The 19,258-nt window shown below is 37.7% G+C and carries 16 protein-coding genes and 1 riboswitch; all 16 genes read right to left on the bottom strand.

What is annotated here, in order from left to right; all coding sequences use genetic code 11:
* Positions 1–31: 31 nt before the first annotated feature.
* The 16 genes from GSH73_RS03405 to GSH73_RS03330 all read right to left on the bottom strand — a co-directional run bounded on the left by GSH73_RS03405 (position 32) and on the right by GSH73_RS03330 (position 18,938).
* A complete protein-coding gene (locus GSH73_RS03405) occupies positions 32–991 on the bottom strand; it encodes an ABC transporter ATP-binding protein (protein ID WP_014759380.1) in 960 nt (319 codons plus the stop codon).
* The gene (locus tag GSH73_RS03400) at positions 981–2,015 is read right to left on the bottom strand and encodes an ABC transporter ATP-binding protein (RefSeq protein ID WP_014759381.1); all 1,035 of its coding nucleotides are present in this window, start codon (positions 2,013–2,015) and stop codon (positions 981–983) included. The genes GSH73_RS03405 and GSH73_RS03400 overlap by 11 nt, the downstream gene beginning before the upstream one ends.
* A 14-nt stretch (positions 2,016–2,029) precedes the next feature.
* Positions 2,030–2,947 (bottom strand): ABC transporter permease, encoded by a 918-nt coding sequence (locus tag GSH73_RS03395; protein WP_014759382.1) that lies wholly within the window; start codon positions 2,945–2,947, stop codon positions 2,030–2,032.
* A 1-nt stretch (position 2,948) separates the two neighbouring features.
* Positions 2,949–3,878, bottom strand: coding sequence for an ABC transporter permease (locus GSH73_RS03390; protein ID WP_038069787.1), 930 nt, complete (start codon positions 3,876–3,878; stop codon positions 2,949–2,951).
* Between the two features lie 588 nt (positions 3,879–4,466).
* Positions 4,467–6,149: a peptide ABC transporter substrate-binding protein gene (locus tag GSH73_RS03385; RefSeq protein WP_014759384.1), complete on the bottom strand. Its 1,683-nt coding sequence runs from the start codon at positions 6,147–6,149 to the stop codon at positions 4,467–4,469.
* A 429-nt stretch (positions 6,150–6,578) separates the two neighbouring features.
* Positions 6,579–8,009: an Asp-tRNA(Asn)/Glu-tRNA(Gln) amidotransferase subunit GatB gene (gene gatB, locus GSH73_RS03380; RefSeq protein WP_014759385.1), complete on the bottom strand. Its 1,431-nt coding sequence runs from the start codon at positions 8,007–8,009 to the stop codon at positions 6,579–6,581.
* Positions 8,009–9,478: an Asp-tRNA(Asn)/Glu-tRNA(Gln) amidotransferase subunit GatA gene (gene gatA / locus GSH73_RS03375; RefSeq protein WP_014759386.1), complete on the bottom strand. Its 1,470-nt coding sequence runs from the start codon at positions 9,476–9,478 to the stop codon at positions 8,009–8,011. Before gatA ends, gatB begins: the two co-directional genes overlap by 1 nt.
* A 10-nt stretch (positions 9,479–9,488) precedes the next feature.
* Positions 9,489–9,776 carry an Asp-tRNA(Asn)/Glu-tRNA(Gln) amidotransferase subunit GatC gene (gene gatC / locus GSH73_RS03370; protein ID WP_014759387.1) on the bottom strand — a complete coding sequence of 96 codons (288 nt, stop codon included), beginning with the start codon at positions 9,774–9,776 and terminating at the stop codon, positions 9,489–9,491.
* Between the two features lie 58 nt (positions 9,777–9,834).
* Positions 9,835–11,814, bottom strand: coding sequence for an NAD-dependent DNA ligase LigA (ligA, locus tag GSH73_RS03365; RefSeq protein ID WP_014759388.1), 1,980 nt, complete (start codon positions 11,812–11,814; stop codon positions 9,835–9,837).
* Positions 11,815–11,826: 12 nt separating this feature from the next.
* On the bottom strand, positions 11,827–13,977 hold the full coding sequence (gene pcrA / locus GSH73_RS03360; RefSeq protein ID WP_014759389.1) for a DNA helicase PcrA: 2,151 nt from the start codon (positions 13,975–13,977) through the stop codon (positions 11,827–11,829).
* Positions 13,978–14,092: 115 nt separating this feature from the next.
* Positions 14,093–14,392: a YerC/YecD family TrpR-related protein gene (locus GSH73_RS03355; RefSeq protein ID WP_014759390.1), complete on the bottom strand. Its 300-nt coding sequence runs from the start codon at positions 14,390–14,392 to the stop codon at positions 14,093–14,095.
* Positions 14,393–14,557: 165 nt separating this feature from the next.
* Positions 14,558–14,875 carry a PTS sugar transporter subunit IIA gene (locus GSH73_RS03350; RefSeq protein WP_014759391.1) on the bottom strand — a complete coding sequence of 106 codons (318 nt, stop codon included), beginning with the start codon at positions 14,873–14,875 and terminating at the stop codon, positions 14,558–14,560.
* A 70-nt stretch (positions 14,876–14,945) separates the two neighbouring features.
* Positions 14,946–16,265, bottom strand: coding sequence for a PTS sugar transporter subunit IIC (locus GSH73_RS03345; RefSeq protein ID WP_014759392.1), 1,320 nt, complete (start codon positions 16,263–16,265; stop codon positions 14,946–14,948).
* Positions 16,266–16,276: 11 nt separating this feature from the next.
* On the bottom strand, positions 16,277–16,603 hold the full coding sequence (locus GSH73_RS03340; protein ID WP_013787521.1) for a PTS sugar transporter subunit IIB: 327 nt from the start codon (positions 16,601–16,603) through the stop codon (positions 16,277–16,279).
* A 6-nt stretch (positions 16,604–16,609) separates the two neighbouring features.
* A complete protein-coding gene (locus GSH73_RS03335) occupies positions 16,610–16,852 on the bottom strand; it encodes a hypothetical protein (protein WP_014759393.1) in 243 nt (80 codons plus the stop codon).
* 1 nt (position 16,853) lies between these two features.
* Entirely contained in the window at positions 16,854–18,938 is a 2,085-nt protein-coding gene (locus GSH73_RS03330; RefSeq protein WP_014759394.1) for a BglG family transcription antiterminator, read from the bottom strand.
* 213 nt (positions 18,939–19,151) lie between these two features.
* Positions 19,152–19,252: riboswitch (SAM riboswitch) on the top strand.
* Positions 19,253–19,258: the final 6 nt, after the last annotated feature.

Here is a 19,258-nt window from a genome sequence, read left to right as displayed (position 1 = left end):
TACAAAAAAATAAAGCACTCCAATGAGTGCCTTATTTGTCAAATAGATGACATGCGACGAAATGCCCGCTTCCAACCTCTTTTAATTGTGGAGTGACTTGGCCACAGATGTCCATAGCATATTTACACCTTGTTCTGAATTTGCAGCCTGAAGGAGGATTAATTGGGCTTGGCACATCTCCTTCAAGTATAATTCTCTCCCTCTTTCTCTCTACTTCTGGATCAGGAATCGGTACAGCAGAAAGAAGCGCTTGTGTGTATGGATGCAATGGATTTGCATACAGCTCGCCACTTTGTGTAAGTTCTGCAATTGATCCTAAATACATTACAGCAACTCTATCGCTTATATGCCTTACCATGCTTAAATCATGAGCGATAAAGAGATATGTCAATCCCTTTTCTTCTTGCAAATTCATAAGCAAATTGACAATCTGGGCTTGTATAGACACATCTAAAGCCGATATAGGCTCATCGCATACTATAAACTCTGGTTCTATCGCCATCGCCCTTGCTATGCCTATCCTCTGCCTCTGTCCACCAGAAAATTCATGAGGAAATCTATTGGCATGCTCTTTATTAAGCCCTACCATCTCGAGAAGGCTGTATATCCTTTCTCTTCTCTCTTTTCCAGTGTACAATCCATGAATGTCTATGCCCTCTCCTATGATATCGCCAACAGTCATACGAGGATTCAACGATGCGTAAGGATCCTGGAAAATCATCTGAGCCTTTCTTGCAAATTTCTTTCTTATTTCATTATTCATCTTATGAACAGGTATATCATCAAATATTACCGAACCACCTGTAGCTTCATAAAGTCCTATGATAGTCCTGCCTGTAGTAGACTTTCCACATCCTGACTCGCCAACAAGCCCCAATGTCTCACCTTTCTTTATGCTAAAACTCACATCGTCAACAGCTTTTAACACACCGCCGCTGACGTGAAAGTATTTCTTCAAATTCTTAACTTCAAGTATTACATTATCTTTCACCGGCGTACGCCTCCTTTTCAAAAGGATTCTTAACCTTCGGCGCGTATGGATGCTTCAACCAGCAGGCAACCTTATGTGTATCAGTTTCATTTGTATACTCTGGTTGCGCCTCATAGCAAACCTTCATGGCATAATTGCACCTTGCAGCAAATGGACATCCTACAGGAGGTGCAAACAAATCTGGAGGCGTTCCTACAATTGGCACAAGTTTCTCTTTATTCTGAGCATCAAGTCTGGGAACAGATTTTAAAAGTCCCCATGTATATGGATGCTGTGGATGTTTAAATATCTCATCAGATGTGCCTGTCTCTATAATTTTACCAGCATACATTACTATTATTCTCTCTGCTATATCTGCAACAACACCTAAATCGTGCGTAATCATGATTATAGACGTATTGAATTCTCTTTGAAGATCTTTCATCAAATCAAGAATTTGCGCTTGTATCGTAACATCAAGTGCAGTAGTAGGCTCATCAGCAATAAGAAGCTTTGGCCTACACGCCAATGCAATGGCGATCATTGCCCTTTGCCTCATACCACCTGAAAATTCATGAGGATACTGATTTATACGCCTTTCAGCATTTGGTATGCCTACTACATCCAACATCTCTTTGGCTTTTTTCATCGCTTCAGCTCGTGTAACTTTCTGATGCTTTAAAATTACTTCGGCAATCTGCTTTCCAATTGTCATTGTCGGGTTTAAAGATGTCATAGGATCCTGGAATATCATGCCTATTTCTGATCCCCTTATTGCCTGCATCTGCCTTTCATTGAATTTTGATATTTCTTTTCCATCAAATATGATTCTTCCACCTTTAAATCTGCCTGGCGGCTCAGGATTTAACCTCATGACAGCCTGCATTGTAACTGATTTTCCACATCCTGATTCTCCGACTATGGCTAACGATTCACCTTTCATAACTTGAAAGCTGACATCCCTTACTGCCTTTACTTCGCCTGCATACGTGTCAAATGAATATTCCAAATTTTGTACATCCAACAATACTTCTCTATCTCCCAAAATACTTACCTCCTTTAACGGCGAAGCCTTGGATCTAATGCATCTCTCAAGCCATCACCAAGCATGTTAAATGCCAGCATTGTTATGCTTATGAAGAAGCCTGGTATAAAAAGCTGCATTGGATACATTAGCAAAACTTGTGTAGCATCATTCGCAAGCGTACCCCAGCTTGCCAGAGGTGGCCTTATGCCAAGGCCGATGTAACTCAAAAATGCTTCTGCAAATATAGCATTAGGAACATCAAACGTCATTGATACTATTATTGGGCCTAATGCATTCGGTATCAAATGTCTCAATATTATCCTGCCTGGACTTGCTCCAAGCGTCTTGGCAGCCAGGACAAACTCCTGCTCTTTAAGCTGCAACACTTGACCTCTAACTATTCTGGCCATGCCTACCCAGCCTGTCATTACCATTGCAGTGATGATGGTCCACAAGCCTTGACCCATTACAACCATCAAAAGAATTACGAGTATCAAGTAAGGTATGCCATAAAGTATGTCTACAATACGCATCATAATATTGTCGACTTGCCCGCCAAAATAGCCGGCTATACCGCCATACGTAACACCAATTACCGCATCAAGCAAGGCAATCGTAACACCGATAAACAGAGATACCCTTGCGCCCATCCAGACTCTTACAAAAAGATCCCTTCCAAGGTAATCTGTTCCAAACCAGTGAACTTTCGAAAATGGTTTATTTGTATTAAACAAGTCCTGATGTGCGTAGTCAAAAGGCCTTAAGTGGGGACCTATTATCGACATTATAACGAGAAGTATCAAGAAAACCAAAGATGCCATTGCAACTTTGTTCTTTCTAAGCCTTCTCCATGCATCTTGCCAGTAGCTAATACTTGGTCTTACAATCGACTGGCTTTCAGAAGCATTTGGTCCGACTATTTCAAATTTATCTTTGCTTATATCCACCATTCTACTTTCCTCCCTTTGCCAGTCTTACTCTCGGATCTATAAGTCCATAAGCAATGTCTACAACAAACATCATAACAACCAATATTATGCTGTAAAATATGGTCGTGCCTAATATCATAGAATAGTCTTCATCATAAATACTTTGCACAAAGAACTTTCCAAGACCTGGTATGCTGAAAATCTGTTCAATGACAAACGTTCCCGTTACTATTCCAGCAAATAATGGTCCTAATACTGTAACAACAGGCATAATAGCATTTCTAACCATATGTTTCCATATTATCTGTAGCTGTGAAAGCCCTTTCGCTTTTGCTGTCTTTATATAATCCTGCCCAATGACGTCTAACATGCTTGTTCTCATCATACGAGAAATTATGGACAGTGTAGCAAATGACAATGCTATAGACGGCAATATAGTGTATTTAAATGAACCCCATCCCGACACAGGAAGCAATTTTAGCTTAGATGCCAAAAGAAGCTGTAAAAGCGTCGCTATTATAAAGTTGGGGACAGAAATTCCAATTATCGCTAAAAACATAGAAAAATAATCCCAACCGCCTCCACGCTTCAATGCTGCAACAATTCCAAAAAACAATCCAAAGACAACACCAAGGAAAATTGATTGTACGCCAAGCTGGAATGAAGCTGGAGCAGATTGCTTAATTATGTCATCTACTGTTCTATTTAAATATTTGAGGGAAATTCCTAAATCACCATGCATTAGATTATCTAAATAATACCCATATTGTACAATGAGGGGCTTATCGAGATGATATTTTGCCAACATATTTTGCCTTATTTGTGGCGGAACCTTTTTTTCACTCGTAAAAGGATCGCCTGGTATCATGTGCATCAAGAAAAATGTCAATGTTATGATTACCCATATTGTAATAAGCATGTACACAAATCTTTTAATTGAATAATTTAGCAACAAAAACACCTCCTATGAATATTCGTTTACAGTATATATGTTAACTAAATTTGAATTCAATACCTGTTTATCATTGTCGCTATTTAACGCACTGCTTGCAGCACTCCCCCACAGACTGCAACAACTGTGCTCACTGGTTGTGATATGCTCTTATGTCTTTTCATCAATTTTCCTCCTACAGTCAATAAAAGTGAAAATAAATAGTGCTCATCCCCAGCTATACCTAAAAACACCCCCCGCTATTTGTATTTTTTGATTTATATGATAATTGAATTTTTTATATACATAAATTTTATTACATTTAAATTTATTAATCAATAACAAATTTTTACCCTTTACATTTGCAAAGAAACGCCATAATTTACTTATTTTAAACTATAAAAAATTTTGTCATAAAAACCTCATAAAAATATTGTTATTTGTAAACTAAATACTTTTTAAGTATAGCACCATTGACAATCAATCTCAATATTTTAAAGTATTTCGGCAATTTTTTGAGCTAATTAAAATCTTTGTTGAATTGCACGAAAATTTGCAAACATGCAAAAACCGGGGAATTGACCCCGGTTCATTCACATTGATGAATTTCTATTGGTTTTTCCCTTCTATATATGCCCACTTAAGTTCAAATTCTGTACCAAATGTCGGCACAATCAAATCTTTCACATAGCTCTTTGTAGCTAATGCATAAGCTTGGAAGTAAAGTGGAACTATAGCCATGTCGTTCATGGCAATTTTCTCTGCCTGTATCATATCATCGTTTCTCTTCTTCAAGTCTGGCGTCGACTTCGCATCATCAATCAACTTGTCGTATTCTGGATTGCTGTAGAAGGCAGTATTGTTGCCATTGTTTGTCTCCCACATATCAAGGAATGTCATTGGGTCATTGTAGTCTGCACCCCATCCAGCCAATACCATATCGTAATTTCCTTTATTCATATCATCTATTCTTATCTTGAATGCTTCGTTCTTTATCTGCACATTTACGCCAAGATTTTGATTCCACATTTGCTGCAATGCCTCTGCATTCTTTTTAGCTGCACTTGTATCATCTGCTGTAAATGTAATTGTAGGCAATTCTTTTAAGCCTAACTCTTCAAGCCCTTTCTTCAGATAATCTTTTGCAGCTTGCACATCATTGTCTTTAAAGAATGGTGAACCATCCTGCTTTGAAAAATCCTCGCCGTTATATCCAGGTACACCTGGCGGCACTATCGATTCTGCCGGTATAGAACCATCCTTCAAAACCTGCTCCGTAAATGCCTTTCTGTCTATAGCTAATGTAAATGCTTTTCTGATATTTACGTTTTTAAATATTCCTTTCTTATCATTGAACTGTATATACCAGTTTGTAGCTACAGGCTTTATTGAAAATTCTTTTGTATTCTTGTACTTATCCATTAGATCGCTTGGAACCCTCATCTGATCAAGCGTACCATTATCATAATTTTGTGCTTGTGTATTTGCATCTTTTATTATCAAAAGATTAACTTTCTGTAACTTTACACTGTCTTTATCCCAATAATCAGGGTTTTTCTCTAAAACAAGGTTTTGATCGTGATTCCACTGTTTTAATACAAATGGACCACTGTACACCAACGTATCTGGGCTTGAACCTAATTTATCGACGCCTACTTTTTCTACAAATGATTTCTCCTGTGGCAAATATGTTCCAAATGCAGTAAGACCTAAAAACTGTGGTGCAGGCGCTTTTAACTTGACTTGCAAAGTCTTATCGTCAAGTGCCTTTATTCCTACTTGATCAGCACTACCTTTGCCAGAGTTGTACTCCTCAGCACCTTGGATGTAATAAAATTGATATGCATACTGTGATGCTGTCTTAGGATCTAATACTTTCTTCCAAGAATACTCAAAATCATAAGCTGTTATTGGATTTCCATCGCTCCACTTTATCCCGTCTTTCAAATGGAATGTATAAGTGAGACCATCGCTTGATATGTCCCAGCTTTTTGCAAGGCCGGAACCTGGCTTAAGCTGTCCATTCTTATCATACCTCGTTAATCCCTCAAGAACATCATTTAATACATCAAACGAAGCAATGTCCGTTGAAGTAAATGGATTTAAGTTTGGCGGATCTGCTCTTAAGTTTAAAGTCAGAACCTGCTCATCTGTCTTTGCAGTTTGAGTACCTGAGCTACTATTGTTTTTGCTTTGAGAGCTGCTGTTATTATTTGCTGAACACCCTGCCAATAAAGCAGAAAGTGCTAATACCAATGTCAACAATAAAGCTAACCAATTTTTTCTCTTCATCAAAAATTTCCTCCCATCAAAATATAATTATTTTTGATTTTACTCCCCCCAAAAATAAGTCCTCATCTCTCACCCCCAGCTATGTATGATTTATTTGAAGAACTTCTTTGGCAACACAAAATTTTAATTTAATGTTACAACTAATGAAAATTAAAATCCACTGCACGTTTAAAAACATTTTACTCATAATATACTATGCATGCGATATTTAGATAAATTTACTGTTCATAATTTTAAAACAATTTATGAGGATTTTTATTTATTATATCATTAGATGTTTTGCTATACAAGTATATATTAAAAATTCAGTGAAAATTGTTTATATGATACTACTATCTTGTATTTTTTAGTATATTCTGAAATAATATTAAACTTAAAAGGCATACACTCCATCAATAGTGTATGCCTTTTTTTTAAAAATAGTAATATTTATTTTGAAAGCTCTTCTAACAAAATTTTATTTGCCAATTGCGGGTTTGCTTTCCCCTTTGTCGCTTTCATTATTTGTCCTACTAAGAAGCCTATTGCCTTGTCTTTGCCATTTTTATAGTCTTCAACAGATTTTGGATTATCCTCGATGACCTTTAATGCGATTTCCCTAAGTTCATCTTCATTGCTAAGCTGCTTTAAACCCTTCTCCTCTACAATTTCCTCAGGATTTTTACCTGTTGCAAACATTTCCTCAAAAACTGTTTTAGCGATAGAACCTGTGATGGTACCATTGTCTATCAAGTTCAAAAGCGAAGCCATTTGATGAGGCTTAATCAAAACTTCTTCGACTTCTTTTCCTGTTTCCTTCAAAAGCCTCATCATTTCACCCATTATCCAATTGCTTACTGTTTTGGCTGATGAATACTCCAAAACGCACTTCTCAAAAAAGTCTGCCAATGGTTTTGATGAAGTAATTACAGATGCATCGTATTCTGGAATTCCGTATTGTGTGACAAACCTTTCCTTCTTGTGCTCAGGCATTTCAGGAAGGGATTTCCTTATTTCTTCCTTCCATTCATCAGAGACTATTATTGGCACAAGATCTGGATCTGGAAAATACCTGTAATCATGTGCTTCCTCTTTAGAGCGCATCGACTCAGTAATGCCTTTTTGCTCGTTCCAGCGGCGAGTCTCTTGTACTATCGTCTCGCCATTTTCCAAAAGCTTTATTTGCCTTTTTATTTCGTATTCCAATGCCTTCTGAACAGCTTTAAACGAATTTAAGTTTTTAAGTTCGATCTTTGTTCCAAACTCTTTGCTTCCAGCAGGCCTTACCGATACGTTTGTATCAACCCTTAAAGATCCTTCCTGCATTTTGCAGTCAGAAACTTCTGAGTACTCAAGGACGCTTTTCAATTTAGTCAAGTACAGGTACGCTTCCTCAGGAGTACTCATGTCTGGCTCGGACACTATCTCAATAAGCGGCACACCTGTCCTGTTGTAATCTACTAATGAACCATCTACATTCTCATGCATTAGCTTGCCGGCGTCTTCTTCTATGTGTATCCTGGTAAGCCCTATTTTCTTTTTTGCCCCATCAGATGTCTCTATTTCTACATATCCATTTTTGCATAGAGGAAGATCGTACTGTGATATTTGATAAGCTTTTGGCAAGTCTGGATAAAAATAATTTTTTCTATCCATTTTGCTAAATTTAGATATTTCACAATTTAATGCAAGTCCTGCCTTTACAGCATACTCTACAACTTTTTTGTTTAAAACAGGCAAAGTGCCTGGCAATCCTAAACACACTGGGCAAACATGTGTATTTGGTTCACCGCCAAATTCAGTAGTACAATTGCAGAATATTTTCGTCTTCGTAAGAAGCTCTGCATGCACCTCAAGTCCTATGACTGCTTCGTAATTCATCATTTAGCACCACCTTTAAAACTTGGTTTTGCAGTAAAATTGCACGCCTTTTCAAATGCATATGCTGCGTTCAATATCGTTCCTTCATCAAAATGCTTACCGACGATCTGAAGACCTACAGGAAGCCCTTCTGAAAGTCCGCACGGCAGCGACAATCCCGGGAGTCCCGCTATGTTAACTGGAACTGTATATACATCAGCCAAGTACATTGCCAATGGATCTTCCACTCTTTCGCCGATTTTAAATGCTACCGTAGGCGATGTCGGCCCTACAATTACATCCACATCTTGAAAAGCCTTTTCATAGTCCTGTTTAATAAGCGTCCTTACCTTTAACGCTTTATTGTAGTACGCATCATAATACCCAGAGCTTAATGCGTATGTGCCTAACATTATCCTTCTTTTTACTTCTTTGCCAAAGCCTTCGCTTCTGGATACCATGTACATGTCGATAAGGTCCTCGTATTTTTCTGCTGCGTGGCCATACCGTATGCCATCATACCTTGCCAAATTTGAACTTGCCTCCGCAGACGCTACTATGTAATACGCCGCCAGCGCGTAATCCATGTATTTAAGGCTTATCTCTCTTATTTCAGCTCCTAATTCCTCAAATGTCTTTAGCGCATTTTCAATGGATTTTTTTACTCCTTCGTCAAGCCCTTGTCTAAAGAATTCTTTTGCATATCCTATCTTCATTCCCTTTATTTCGTCTTTTAAGAATTCCTTATAATCACTTTTTCTAACATTGTCTACAGAGGTAGAATCTTTTGGATCATGGCCTGTTATGGCATTTAGCACAATAGCGCAATCTGTCACGTCCTTTGTGATAGGGCCTATCTGATCTAATGATGATGCAAACGCCACAAGTCCATATCTGGATACAAGACCATATGTAGGCTTCATGCCGACTACACCGCATAATGACGCAGGTTGCCTTATAGAACCGCCTGTATCTGAACCAAGCGAAAATGCACATTCATCAGCAGCAACTGATGCAGCAGAACCACCAGATGAACCTCCAGGCACTCTTTCCAAGTCCCATGGGTTTTTAGTCGTCTTAAAAGCAGAATTTTCGGTAGACGAACCCATCGCAAATTCATCCAAATTGGCTTTTCCCACCATTACAGCGCCAAGACTGTTAAGGTTCTCTACCACTGTTGCATTATAAGGAGGAATGAAATCTTCAAGCATTTTCGATGCGCACGTAGTTCTTATGTTCTCTGTACACATGTTGTCCTTTATGACAACAGGTATACCTGTCAGGTCATTTATATTTCCGTCCCTAATCATTTTGTCAGCTTCTTCGGCTTTTTTAATGGCAAAATCCGCTGTTTCACATATTAACGCATCTACCTTCGGTTCCACTTCATTTATTCTTTTTAAATACGAGTTTGTAACTTCTACAGCGCTTACTTCTTTTTTCTTTAAAAGGTCATTAAGTTCATGTATTGTTAGCTCATGCAATTCCATCAATATCACCTCACTCGATTATCTTTGGCACTTTAAAGCATCCGTCTTCTTTTTCTTTAGCATTCATAAGGATTTTTTCTCTATCCATTGATGGGACAACTTCATCTTCACGGAAAACATTGCTTATTGGGACAATATGAGCTGTAGGCTCTATGTCATCTGTATTTAGCTCATTTAACTTGTCCACATATTTTATAATGCTATCAAGCTGATGAGAAAACTTCTCTAACTCGTCATCAGAAAATTTAAGCCTCGCCAATTTTGATACGTGGATAACTTGGTCTTTTGTAATTGACATGCATACACACCCTTTCAACTCTTAAATACTAATAAAAATCATCATTTAGTTAATTTTATCATTGTTTCAGCATGTTTTCAAACTCTTCTTCATTTAAAATTTTTATTCCAAGCTCTTGCGCTTTTGAAAGCTTTGAGCCTGGATCTATGCCTACAACCACATAATCTGTCTTTTTGCTGACAGAACCTGTCACTTTTCCTCCTCTTTCTTCTATAAGCTTTTTAGCCTCATCTCTTGTGTATTTTTCAAGTGTTCCAGTTAAGACAAAAGTAAGTCCTTCAAAATCGTCATTCACATTTATTGCATCTTTCTTGCGCATATTTACGCCAGCAGCTTTCAATCTGTCTATTATATTGAGATTTTGCTTTTCCTTAAAAAAGGCCACAACACTGTCTGCCATCTTAGGACCAATTTCCTCTATTTCAGTAAGCTCCTCAAAAGTAGCTTTCTCAAGAGATTCCATCGTCTTGAAATGGCTGGCTAAAATGCCGGCAGCTTTGCTTCCAATAAGGTCAATGCCAAGCCCGAAAATCAATCTGTCTAAATCTCTGCCCTTGCTTTCTTCTATAGCATTGATGAGGTTTTTTGCTGATTTATCCCCCATCCTGTCAAGTTTTAGCAAATCGTCGTACTTCAAATAATACAGATCTGATATATTGTGTATAAGATGGTTGTCAAGAAGCTGTCCTATTACAGCCGGTCCTAACCCATCTATGTCCATGGCATCTTTAGATGCAAAGTGTATTATGCCTCTTTTTAGCTTTGCAGGACAGTTTAATCCTGTGCACTTAGTAACAGATTCGCCTGGAAGCCTTACCGTTGCAGCACCGCATTCAGGGCACACTTCCGGCATGATAAAAAACTTTTCGCTGCCATCTCTTTCTTCTACTACAACACTTACAACTTCAGGTATGATTTCACCTGCTTTTTGGATTATTACCGTGTCACCGATTCTTATGTCCTTTTCTTTTATGTAATCTTCATTGTGAAGCGTCGCTCTTGACACGATCGAACCTGCAATCTTCACAGGTTCTAATATGGCAGTTGGTGTCAGCGCACCGGTCCTTCCAACCTGAACTACTATATCTTTGACTTTCGTCTTTTGCCTTTCTGCTGGATATTTGAATGCAATTGCCCAGCGGGGATCTTTTGCGGTAGACCCCAAAATTTCCCTTTTGCTCAAATCATTTACCTTGACAACCGCTCCGTCCGTTTCATAAGGCAAACTATCCCTTATGTCCCTTATGTAGTTTATGTCTTCAATGACTTCGTCTATATTTTTGCATACTTTAATATGAGGGCTTACTTTAAATCCTTGATATTTCAAAAATTCTAATGCTTCAGCATGTGTTTGCAATTTTATCCCATCTATTCTCTGCAAATTAAATACGAAAATGTCCAGATCTCTTTTAGCCGTTATTTTTGGATTTAATTGCCTAAGCGATCCGGCAGCAGCATTTCTCGGATTTGCAAAAAAGCTTTCTCCATTTAATTCTCTTTCTTCGTTTAACTTTTCAAATGAAGCCTTAGGCATGAAAACCTCGCCTCTTACGATGAGGTTTAAATCATCTTTAAGTCTCAAAGGTATTGATCTAATAGTTTTTAGATTGTTTGTCACATTTTCGCCTATAATTCCGTCACCTCTCGTAGAGCCAACGGTAAAAAAGCCATTTTCATATATGAGCTCCACAGACAAACCGTCAATTTTAAGCTCTACTACGTATTCTACATCACCGACAGACGCTTTTACTCTCCTATCAAAATCCCTAAGCTCCCCTTCAGAAAAAGCATTAGCCAAGCTCTGCATCGGCACTACGTGAGTAAATGGCTCAAATTCTTTCAAAGGTTCACCGCCAACCCTTTGAGTCGGCGAGTCAGGCGTCTTAAACTGAGGATACTTTTCTTCTAACTCAATGAGCTCCCTCATCATCATGTCGTACTCATAGTCGGATATTTCAGGCTTGTCCAATACGTAGTACATGTAGTTGTGATGATTAAGTTTATCTCTCAATTCCTTTATCCTGTCTTCTACCGTCATAAATACACCACCTTACGATATAGCCCTGATTGGAGCGTATTTCAAGGACAACCTCTTTATGCCAACATTAGGAAATGCAACAGTCAATTCTTTGTCATCGCCGTTTCCATCCACACTCACCACAGTTCCAATACCCCATAATTTGTGTTCAACCTTATCTCCAGGATTGTAGTTTTCTTTATTATTCGCTTTCCTTGCAAAAGTATTTATATACGACGACACTGAAACATAGTCATTTCTTTTAACATTACCTTTGTCGTATTCGATGACCAAATCCCGAGGAACTTCGTTAATAAACCTTGAGGCTGTATTGTACTGTGGCTTGCCGTACAAATTTCTATTTCTCGCATAAGTCATAAAAAGCCTTTCTTTTGCCCGAGTTATACCCACATAGCACAGCCTTCTTTCCTCTTCCAATTCATGCTCGTCAACAAACGACATAGAGTTTGGGAATATCCCTTCTTCCATTCCTGCCATAAATACGACAGGAAATTCGAGCCCTTTAGCCGAATGCAGCGTCATTAAAACTACGCTTTCACCGATTTCGCCTGTCGTATCAATATCGGATACCAATGTTATGCCTGATAAAAAGGCTTCTAAAGATTTATCCTGTGAGCTTTCCATGAATTCACGTGCTGCGCCGATAAATTCATTTATATTTTCTATTCTTCCTTCAGATTCTTCAGTGCCATCTGCTTTAAGCTCCTCTATATACCCAGTTTTATCAAGTACATAGTCGATAACTTCAGTGACAGTCATAAAGTCAAGCTGGCTTATCAGATCGTCAATAAGCTCTTTAAAGCCATCAAGCGCCTTTCTCGTTCTTCCACTGACCTCAACATGAGGAATCGCGAAGTACATGCTTGTATCGTGGTCTAAAGCGTATTTTTCTAAAGAAGCTACGGTAGACTCTCCAATGCCTCTTTTAGGCACATTTATTATCCTCTTTAGTGACACATCATCGTACGGATTTACAAGAATCCTTAAATACGCGATAATGTCCTTTATCTCTTTTCGATCGTAAAACCTCAATGCCCCAACCAATTTATATGGTATGTCATTCGCCATACAAGTCTCTTCAAATATACGGGACTGAGCGTTCGTCCTGTATAAAACCGCAAAATCTGAATACTTTCTTCCCTCAGAAATCAAGTTTTTTATCGTCTCTATGATAAAATTAGCCTCATCTCTCTCATTCTGTGCTTCCCATATGACAATCTTTTCACCGTTTTTATTATCTGTCCACAATTTTTTTCTCTTTCTTTTAACATTGTTGTCAATGACGCTGTTGGCTGCATCAAGTATAACCTGCGTTGAGCGGTAATTTTGTTCAAGCTTTATAACTTTTGCCTCCGGATAGTCTTTCTCAAAATCTAAAATATTTTTTATATCGGCTCCTCTCCATCCATATATGCTTTGATCATCATCACCTACGACGCAAAGGTTTCTGTACTTTTTAGCCAATAGATTCACAAATTCATACTGTGGCCTGTTTGTATCCTGATACTCATCTATCATTATATATCTGAATTTATCTTGATAATATTTCAGTATATCTTCGTTTTTCTTAAAAAGCTCTATCGTCTTTATTATTATGTCATCGAAATCCAGTGCATTGTCCTTTTTGAGTTTCTTCTGGTACAATTTATAGACGTCAGCTATTTTCTTATTTCTGTAGTCATTGCCAAACTCTAATAGAAAGTCATCTGGTGATATCATCTTATCTTTGGCTTTTGATATGGCGGATAACACGCCTTTTGCCGTGTACTGCTTGTCATTCAAATTCAATTCTTTTATACAGTCAGAAATCAGCGTTTTTTGATCTTGTGTATCGTATATTACGAAATTCCTGTCATACCCTATTTTTTCAATATCCCTTCTCAATATGCGGACACATGCCGAATGGAATGTGGAAACCCAAATATCCCCTACATATCCCAGCAATGATTCCACTCTATCCTTCATTTCCTCTGCCGCTTTGTTTGTAAAGGTAATGGCTATGATATTTGCTGGTGACACATTTTTTTCTCTTACAAGATATGCAATTCTATGCGTCAAAACTCTCGTCTTGCCGCTGCCTGCACCAGCCAAAATCAAAACAGGTCCTTCTGTAGTGACAACTGCCTCCTTCTGTCTGTCATTTAGTCCTTCAAGAATATTCATCCAATTCACTCCAAACAAATTATTTGTACCTAAACTTACGATTATATTGTATATGTAACTTTTTAATTAATCAACCATTTTATCATCATGTCCATAATCAAATAAAATCTCGGCTTTACCGAGATTTCTCCTTTAATCTATCTAAAATCAAATTGTATCCATTTGCTCCATAATTAAGCGCCCTGTTGACTCTGCTTATTGTGGCGGTGCTGGCACCTGTCTTTTCGGCTATTTCTATATACGTCTTTCTATCTCTTAACATTTTAGCCACTTGAAGCCTTTGAGCCAGCGACTTAACCTCGTTTATGGTAGCTATATCTTCAAAAAAACGATAACATTCTTCCATGTCTTTAAGCATTAAGATCGCTTCAAAAAGCTTGTCCACGTTCTCGTCCCTTATTTTAGAATCGTACATCGACAATCCCTCTCTCTTAAAATTTTTTATAAAATGTCCATCTCCATTGTACAAAATTTGCACAAATTATTCAATACTTTAAAGCAAAAAAGATAAAAAGCATCTTTAGACATATCTTGATGGCAAAATTAAAAGGTGAGGATGACTCACCTTTTAATTCAATGTCTATTTTACTTTCTTTTCAAGGGCATCTAACCTCTTGTAAAGTTCTATAAGCCTTCTTATGAGATTCTTTTCTGCAAGAGCCGTCATAAGCTGATCTTGAGCGTGTATAACAAGGAAGTTAGGTGCTTCGCTTTGTTCACCTTGCACTAATGCGTTTTGATAATCATGACCTGCGTAAAATTCTTCATCAGCCTTTTCTAGATGCTTCTCGGCAGATTCAAAATCCCCTTTTTCTGCTGCATCTAATGCTTCATACGCCTCGCCTCTGGCGTTTCCGCCGTGCAAGACCAAATTGTATATAATTTGCTCTAATTCCATCAAAGGGTTTCTCCTTATATATTTTTAATTATTTTTCCTCAATCTCTCTTTCATTCTTCTATATTTTTAATTATTTTTCCTCAAGCTCTCTTTCATTCTTCAAAAGCTGTGCTTCATACATTTTGAAGAATGGGTAGTATATGATACCTGCTACAATCAGGTTTACAAGCTGTAGAATCGGTCCTCTCCAGTCAAGACCACTTGATATGAAACCACCTATAAACACAGGAACTGTAAATGGAAGCTGGTACAATGGTCCTGTTACTAAGTGGAAATGGAATGCGATGTAGTTTATCGTCACAACCGCTGCAGGTGCAATTATAAATGGTATCATCAATATAGGATTCAAAACTATTGGAGCACCGAAAATAAGCGGTTCATTTATATTGAATATAGCAGGAATAAGCTCTGCTGTACCTATCGTCTTAAGCTGTTTTGATGCTGAGAACAAGAACATTATGACAAGAGGCCATGTTGTACCTGAACCTCCAAGGTGTGTGAACATGTGGAAGAATGGCTCTGTGACAATACCTGTCATCGGTTGATGTGCATTTAATGCTTTTACATTTGCAGCAAGCTGGCTCATCCAGAAAGGATATGCTATGGATGATACGACATTCATGCCGTGTATTCCAAGCGACCACAAAAGCATCATAAGGATGATTTCAGCTAAAGCTGCCCAGTAGCTATTTGATGCTGCAACAAGCGGCTTAAATAGCTCTATTACCAACTGTGGCAATGTGACTTTGAAGTTAGCCCATACGATCCACTCTACTATCCAAGCTGATACAACCATGACAAACATCGGCACAAGTGCCATAAAGCTTCTTACAACATAAGGTGGTACGGCTTCAGGCATTTTAATGACAAGACCTTGCTTATTGAAGAATCTAACAACAACTGCTGTCAATACACCTATGATTATAGCTACAAATAAACCTTGTCCACCAAGGTAATTTAAAACATCGCCAAAGCTTACCTTTGTAACGTCTGATGCTGGGAACGTCGTAACCAAAAATGCTAACATTGAAATGATACCTGTCATTGCTTCATCAAGATCCCAGCGAGTAGCCAAACTATATGCTGTACCAAAGGCAACCATCAAAGCCATAATGCCAAACGATAAGTTGAAAGGAATCATCAACTGACCAGCAATAGGCTTAATAGCATTAGCCCATGCCACAATAGGGCCCCAATTTGCACCTTCTGCAAGTGGTGGATTAGCTATTATCAGAAACAATGAACCTGTCAATATGACTGGCAATGCAAAACTTGAAAAAGCATCTCTTATAGATTGAAGTATGACATTTTGAGCAATCCTTGCCAGTACAGGCATCAAAGATGACTCCATCCATTTCATAAACCAATTGTTAGTAAGTCTTTCGTTCATCTTATTACCTCCTACGCATCTTTCCCATTTTTCTTAGCAAGCTCGATGATCTGATTCAATATCTTTTTTGCATCCATAAGTGCAAAAGCCTGCATATCAACGATGTCAACAGGAATGCCAAACTTCTCGGCTATTGTCTCTACTTCTTTCTTTAAATGCCTTACCTGTGGCTCTAAAAGAGCAACATCGTATTCTTCAGCTTTCTTCTTGAATTCGCCTGTGCCTCCTGCATCTACTGTCACATCTAAACCTTGTTTTTTTGCTTCATCAGTCACTTTCTTGGCTAATGCGCTTGATGTAGCACCCCAACTGCACAATATAACACCATGTATAGCCATAGTAAATTACCTCCTTTTTTTGTTTTTCTTTTTTATTTCATTTTTTAAATTTTTGTCATATAATTTAAGCATCCTTATCATGTATGCTTGTATAAGAGCAATTCCCGCAATGAAAAATGCACCAAACAAGAGAATCTCTAAGCCATGTGCAAATGTATCATTTACCATAGAATACACAGCAGTTGCAATCCACACTAAAGACAGCATCGTATAGAAAATTTTTCGCTGTTTTACCGAAATACTAAACATTTTAATCACCTACAAGATTTCTTTTTATTTCATCGTAATACTTATCCATCAAGGCTTTCTTGACAATTTCCTTCGCCTCATCAATTTTATCAATCTCATTGAGATTTTTTACCAAGTCTTTGCTTTCAATAAACGAAACACTTAAATCGCCAAGTATTTCTATCCACATCTTGTCATCATCAGGTGCGACCATTAGAAAAGCCGTTTTTATGGTTTCATACTCGTTAATCAAATTTTTCATCTTGACATCGCTTTTCACTTTTCCAAAGATGAGGATTGGCTCAATCAAATCAGATGCTGTACAGTGGTAGATTACAAATCCTTTTCCTGGAAGTATAATCTTTCCGAGGCTTTCTCTACCCAGAAGCTTATCTTCTATCTGCTTTATCTTCTCATTATTAATTCCATCATTACCAGCAAAATCTTCTAAGAAAGAATCTATGATGGCTTTCGAGTTCTTGCCATACACATCTTTAAGCTTAAGGGAATCGCACAGCTCAATTATTCTCTTGCCATACCATGCAATGTGTTCCAACTCTTTGTATCTGTCGCCTATGACTTTTTTCTCCGAAAAGTCCATTATAAAATCTGTGTTTAAGGCGTCTTTCAGCCTTTTCACATCTTCATCTAAAAGAAGCGGATTGACTATTATGGTCTCTTTGTCTTTTACATCTATTGGAATTGTAGATACAATCAAGTCAATATCATCTCTGTCTTTAAAGTCTTTGACTCTCAAGCTTGATACCGTATCTACAATGTTTAATTGCGGAAACATCTGAAGCTTTGACAGAAGCATCCTGGATGTTCCTATGCCGCTGGCACATACGACTAAGATATTGTGCCTTTTCGTCTTGTCACTTTTTCTTGCCATAGATGCACCAAAATGCATCGCAATATAGCCAATTTCGTCATCAGGCACATCAACATTAAGCTTGTCTTTAATCACATTTGCAATAGATATGCATTTTTCAAATAAACCGCTGTACCTTTCTTTGATGTCTTTTATTAACGGATTTCTAATAGCAAGGCCCATGCGAAGTCTGAAAATAGTAGGCCTTAAGTGCGTCTTTAAACCACTTAAAAGCATCGTATCGTCTTTAAAATTAGTGCCAAATTCATCTTCTGCAACACTGATCATTTCATGCAGTATTTCATTTAACAGCTCGTCATTTACGTCTTCGGTATTTGCCCTATATCTTGCGCCCTGTAAATGAATCGTTATATAACCGATTTCATCTTCAGGAATAGAAATATCAAATTCTTCTTCCAGAAATCCAGCGAGCATTTCCGCAAACTTGTACTCATCTGACTTCTTAAGCTCATAAAGGCTTTCAGTACCTATTTTTATCTTTTCGCCTTCTTTTATTCTTTTTAAAGCCAATGCCAAATGCACTGTAAGCCCCATGTAGGAGCTTTCGGCTAACTCGTAATCAAGAGACTTCTCCAATTTCTGTATGGCCTTTTCTATCTTTAGAACCGTATCGTAGTCTATAAGCCTGAGTAATCTATCATTTATGTCTTCACTAAGCTTGTTTATATTATTGTACCCTTTATTTAAAAACTCAATTAGGTCTTTTGTCTCTACATTGTCGTATAAAAAATTTATTATAGCCCTTCTTATATTGCTTTCATCGCCTTTTACGTATATGCCAACGCCAGGTTTAGTTACAATTGTAACATTTTGCTTATTTAGCCACTTATCAATCTCTTTGATGTCATAGCTTATTGTCGCAGTAGTCACATTGTACTCTTTAGCAAAGTACTCAAGCTTTACAGGTTCTTTCATCTGCAAAAGCTCAGACAATATCAATTTTCGCCTTTTGTCAGCATCAATGCTTGGCCTATACCCTATTACGTCAAATTTGAATTTTTCAATATCGCTATCAGTTCCCTCTAAGACTAATATACCATCGTCATTTTTAAGCCTTAAATTGTATCCTTTTATATACTCATTTATGGCATTTATTTCCCTGTAAACAGTCCTTTTGCTTAACTTGTATAAAACGACGATATCGTCTAGACTGGAAACTTCTTTCGAAAGAACCCTTTTGAAAATTTCTAATTGGCGCCTACTTAACTCTTTCATAAATATTTGTCCTTTCGTCTACGACAAATTATTAATAAGTTAACTTATCTTTCATCTTAATTATAACCAATTTATTAACTAAATCAACACAAACTTGTGAATACACTGTCAGATTCATTGTGACAAAAATTTAATACTGTCGAATGAAAATTTTGCTTGACTTTTCAACATCTATCCTATATAATCATTTTAACAACTAAAAACGAAATTATTCTCTTATCCAGAGAGGTGGAGGGACTGGCCCGATGAAACCCGGCAACCGGCACGTATGTGCAATGGTGCCAATTCCTGCAGCGATTGCTGAGAGATGAGAGAGGACG

It is taken from the genome of Thermoanaerobacterium aotearoense (genome assembly GCF_009905255.1).
Classification (GTDB): Bacteria; Bacillota; Thermoanaerobacteria; order Thermoanaerobacterales; family Thermoanaerobacteraceae; genus Thermoanaerobacterium; species Thermoanaerobacterium aotearoense.
This window is presented reverse-complemented; position numbering and strand designations above follow the sequence as displayed.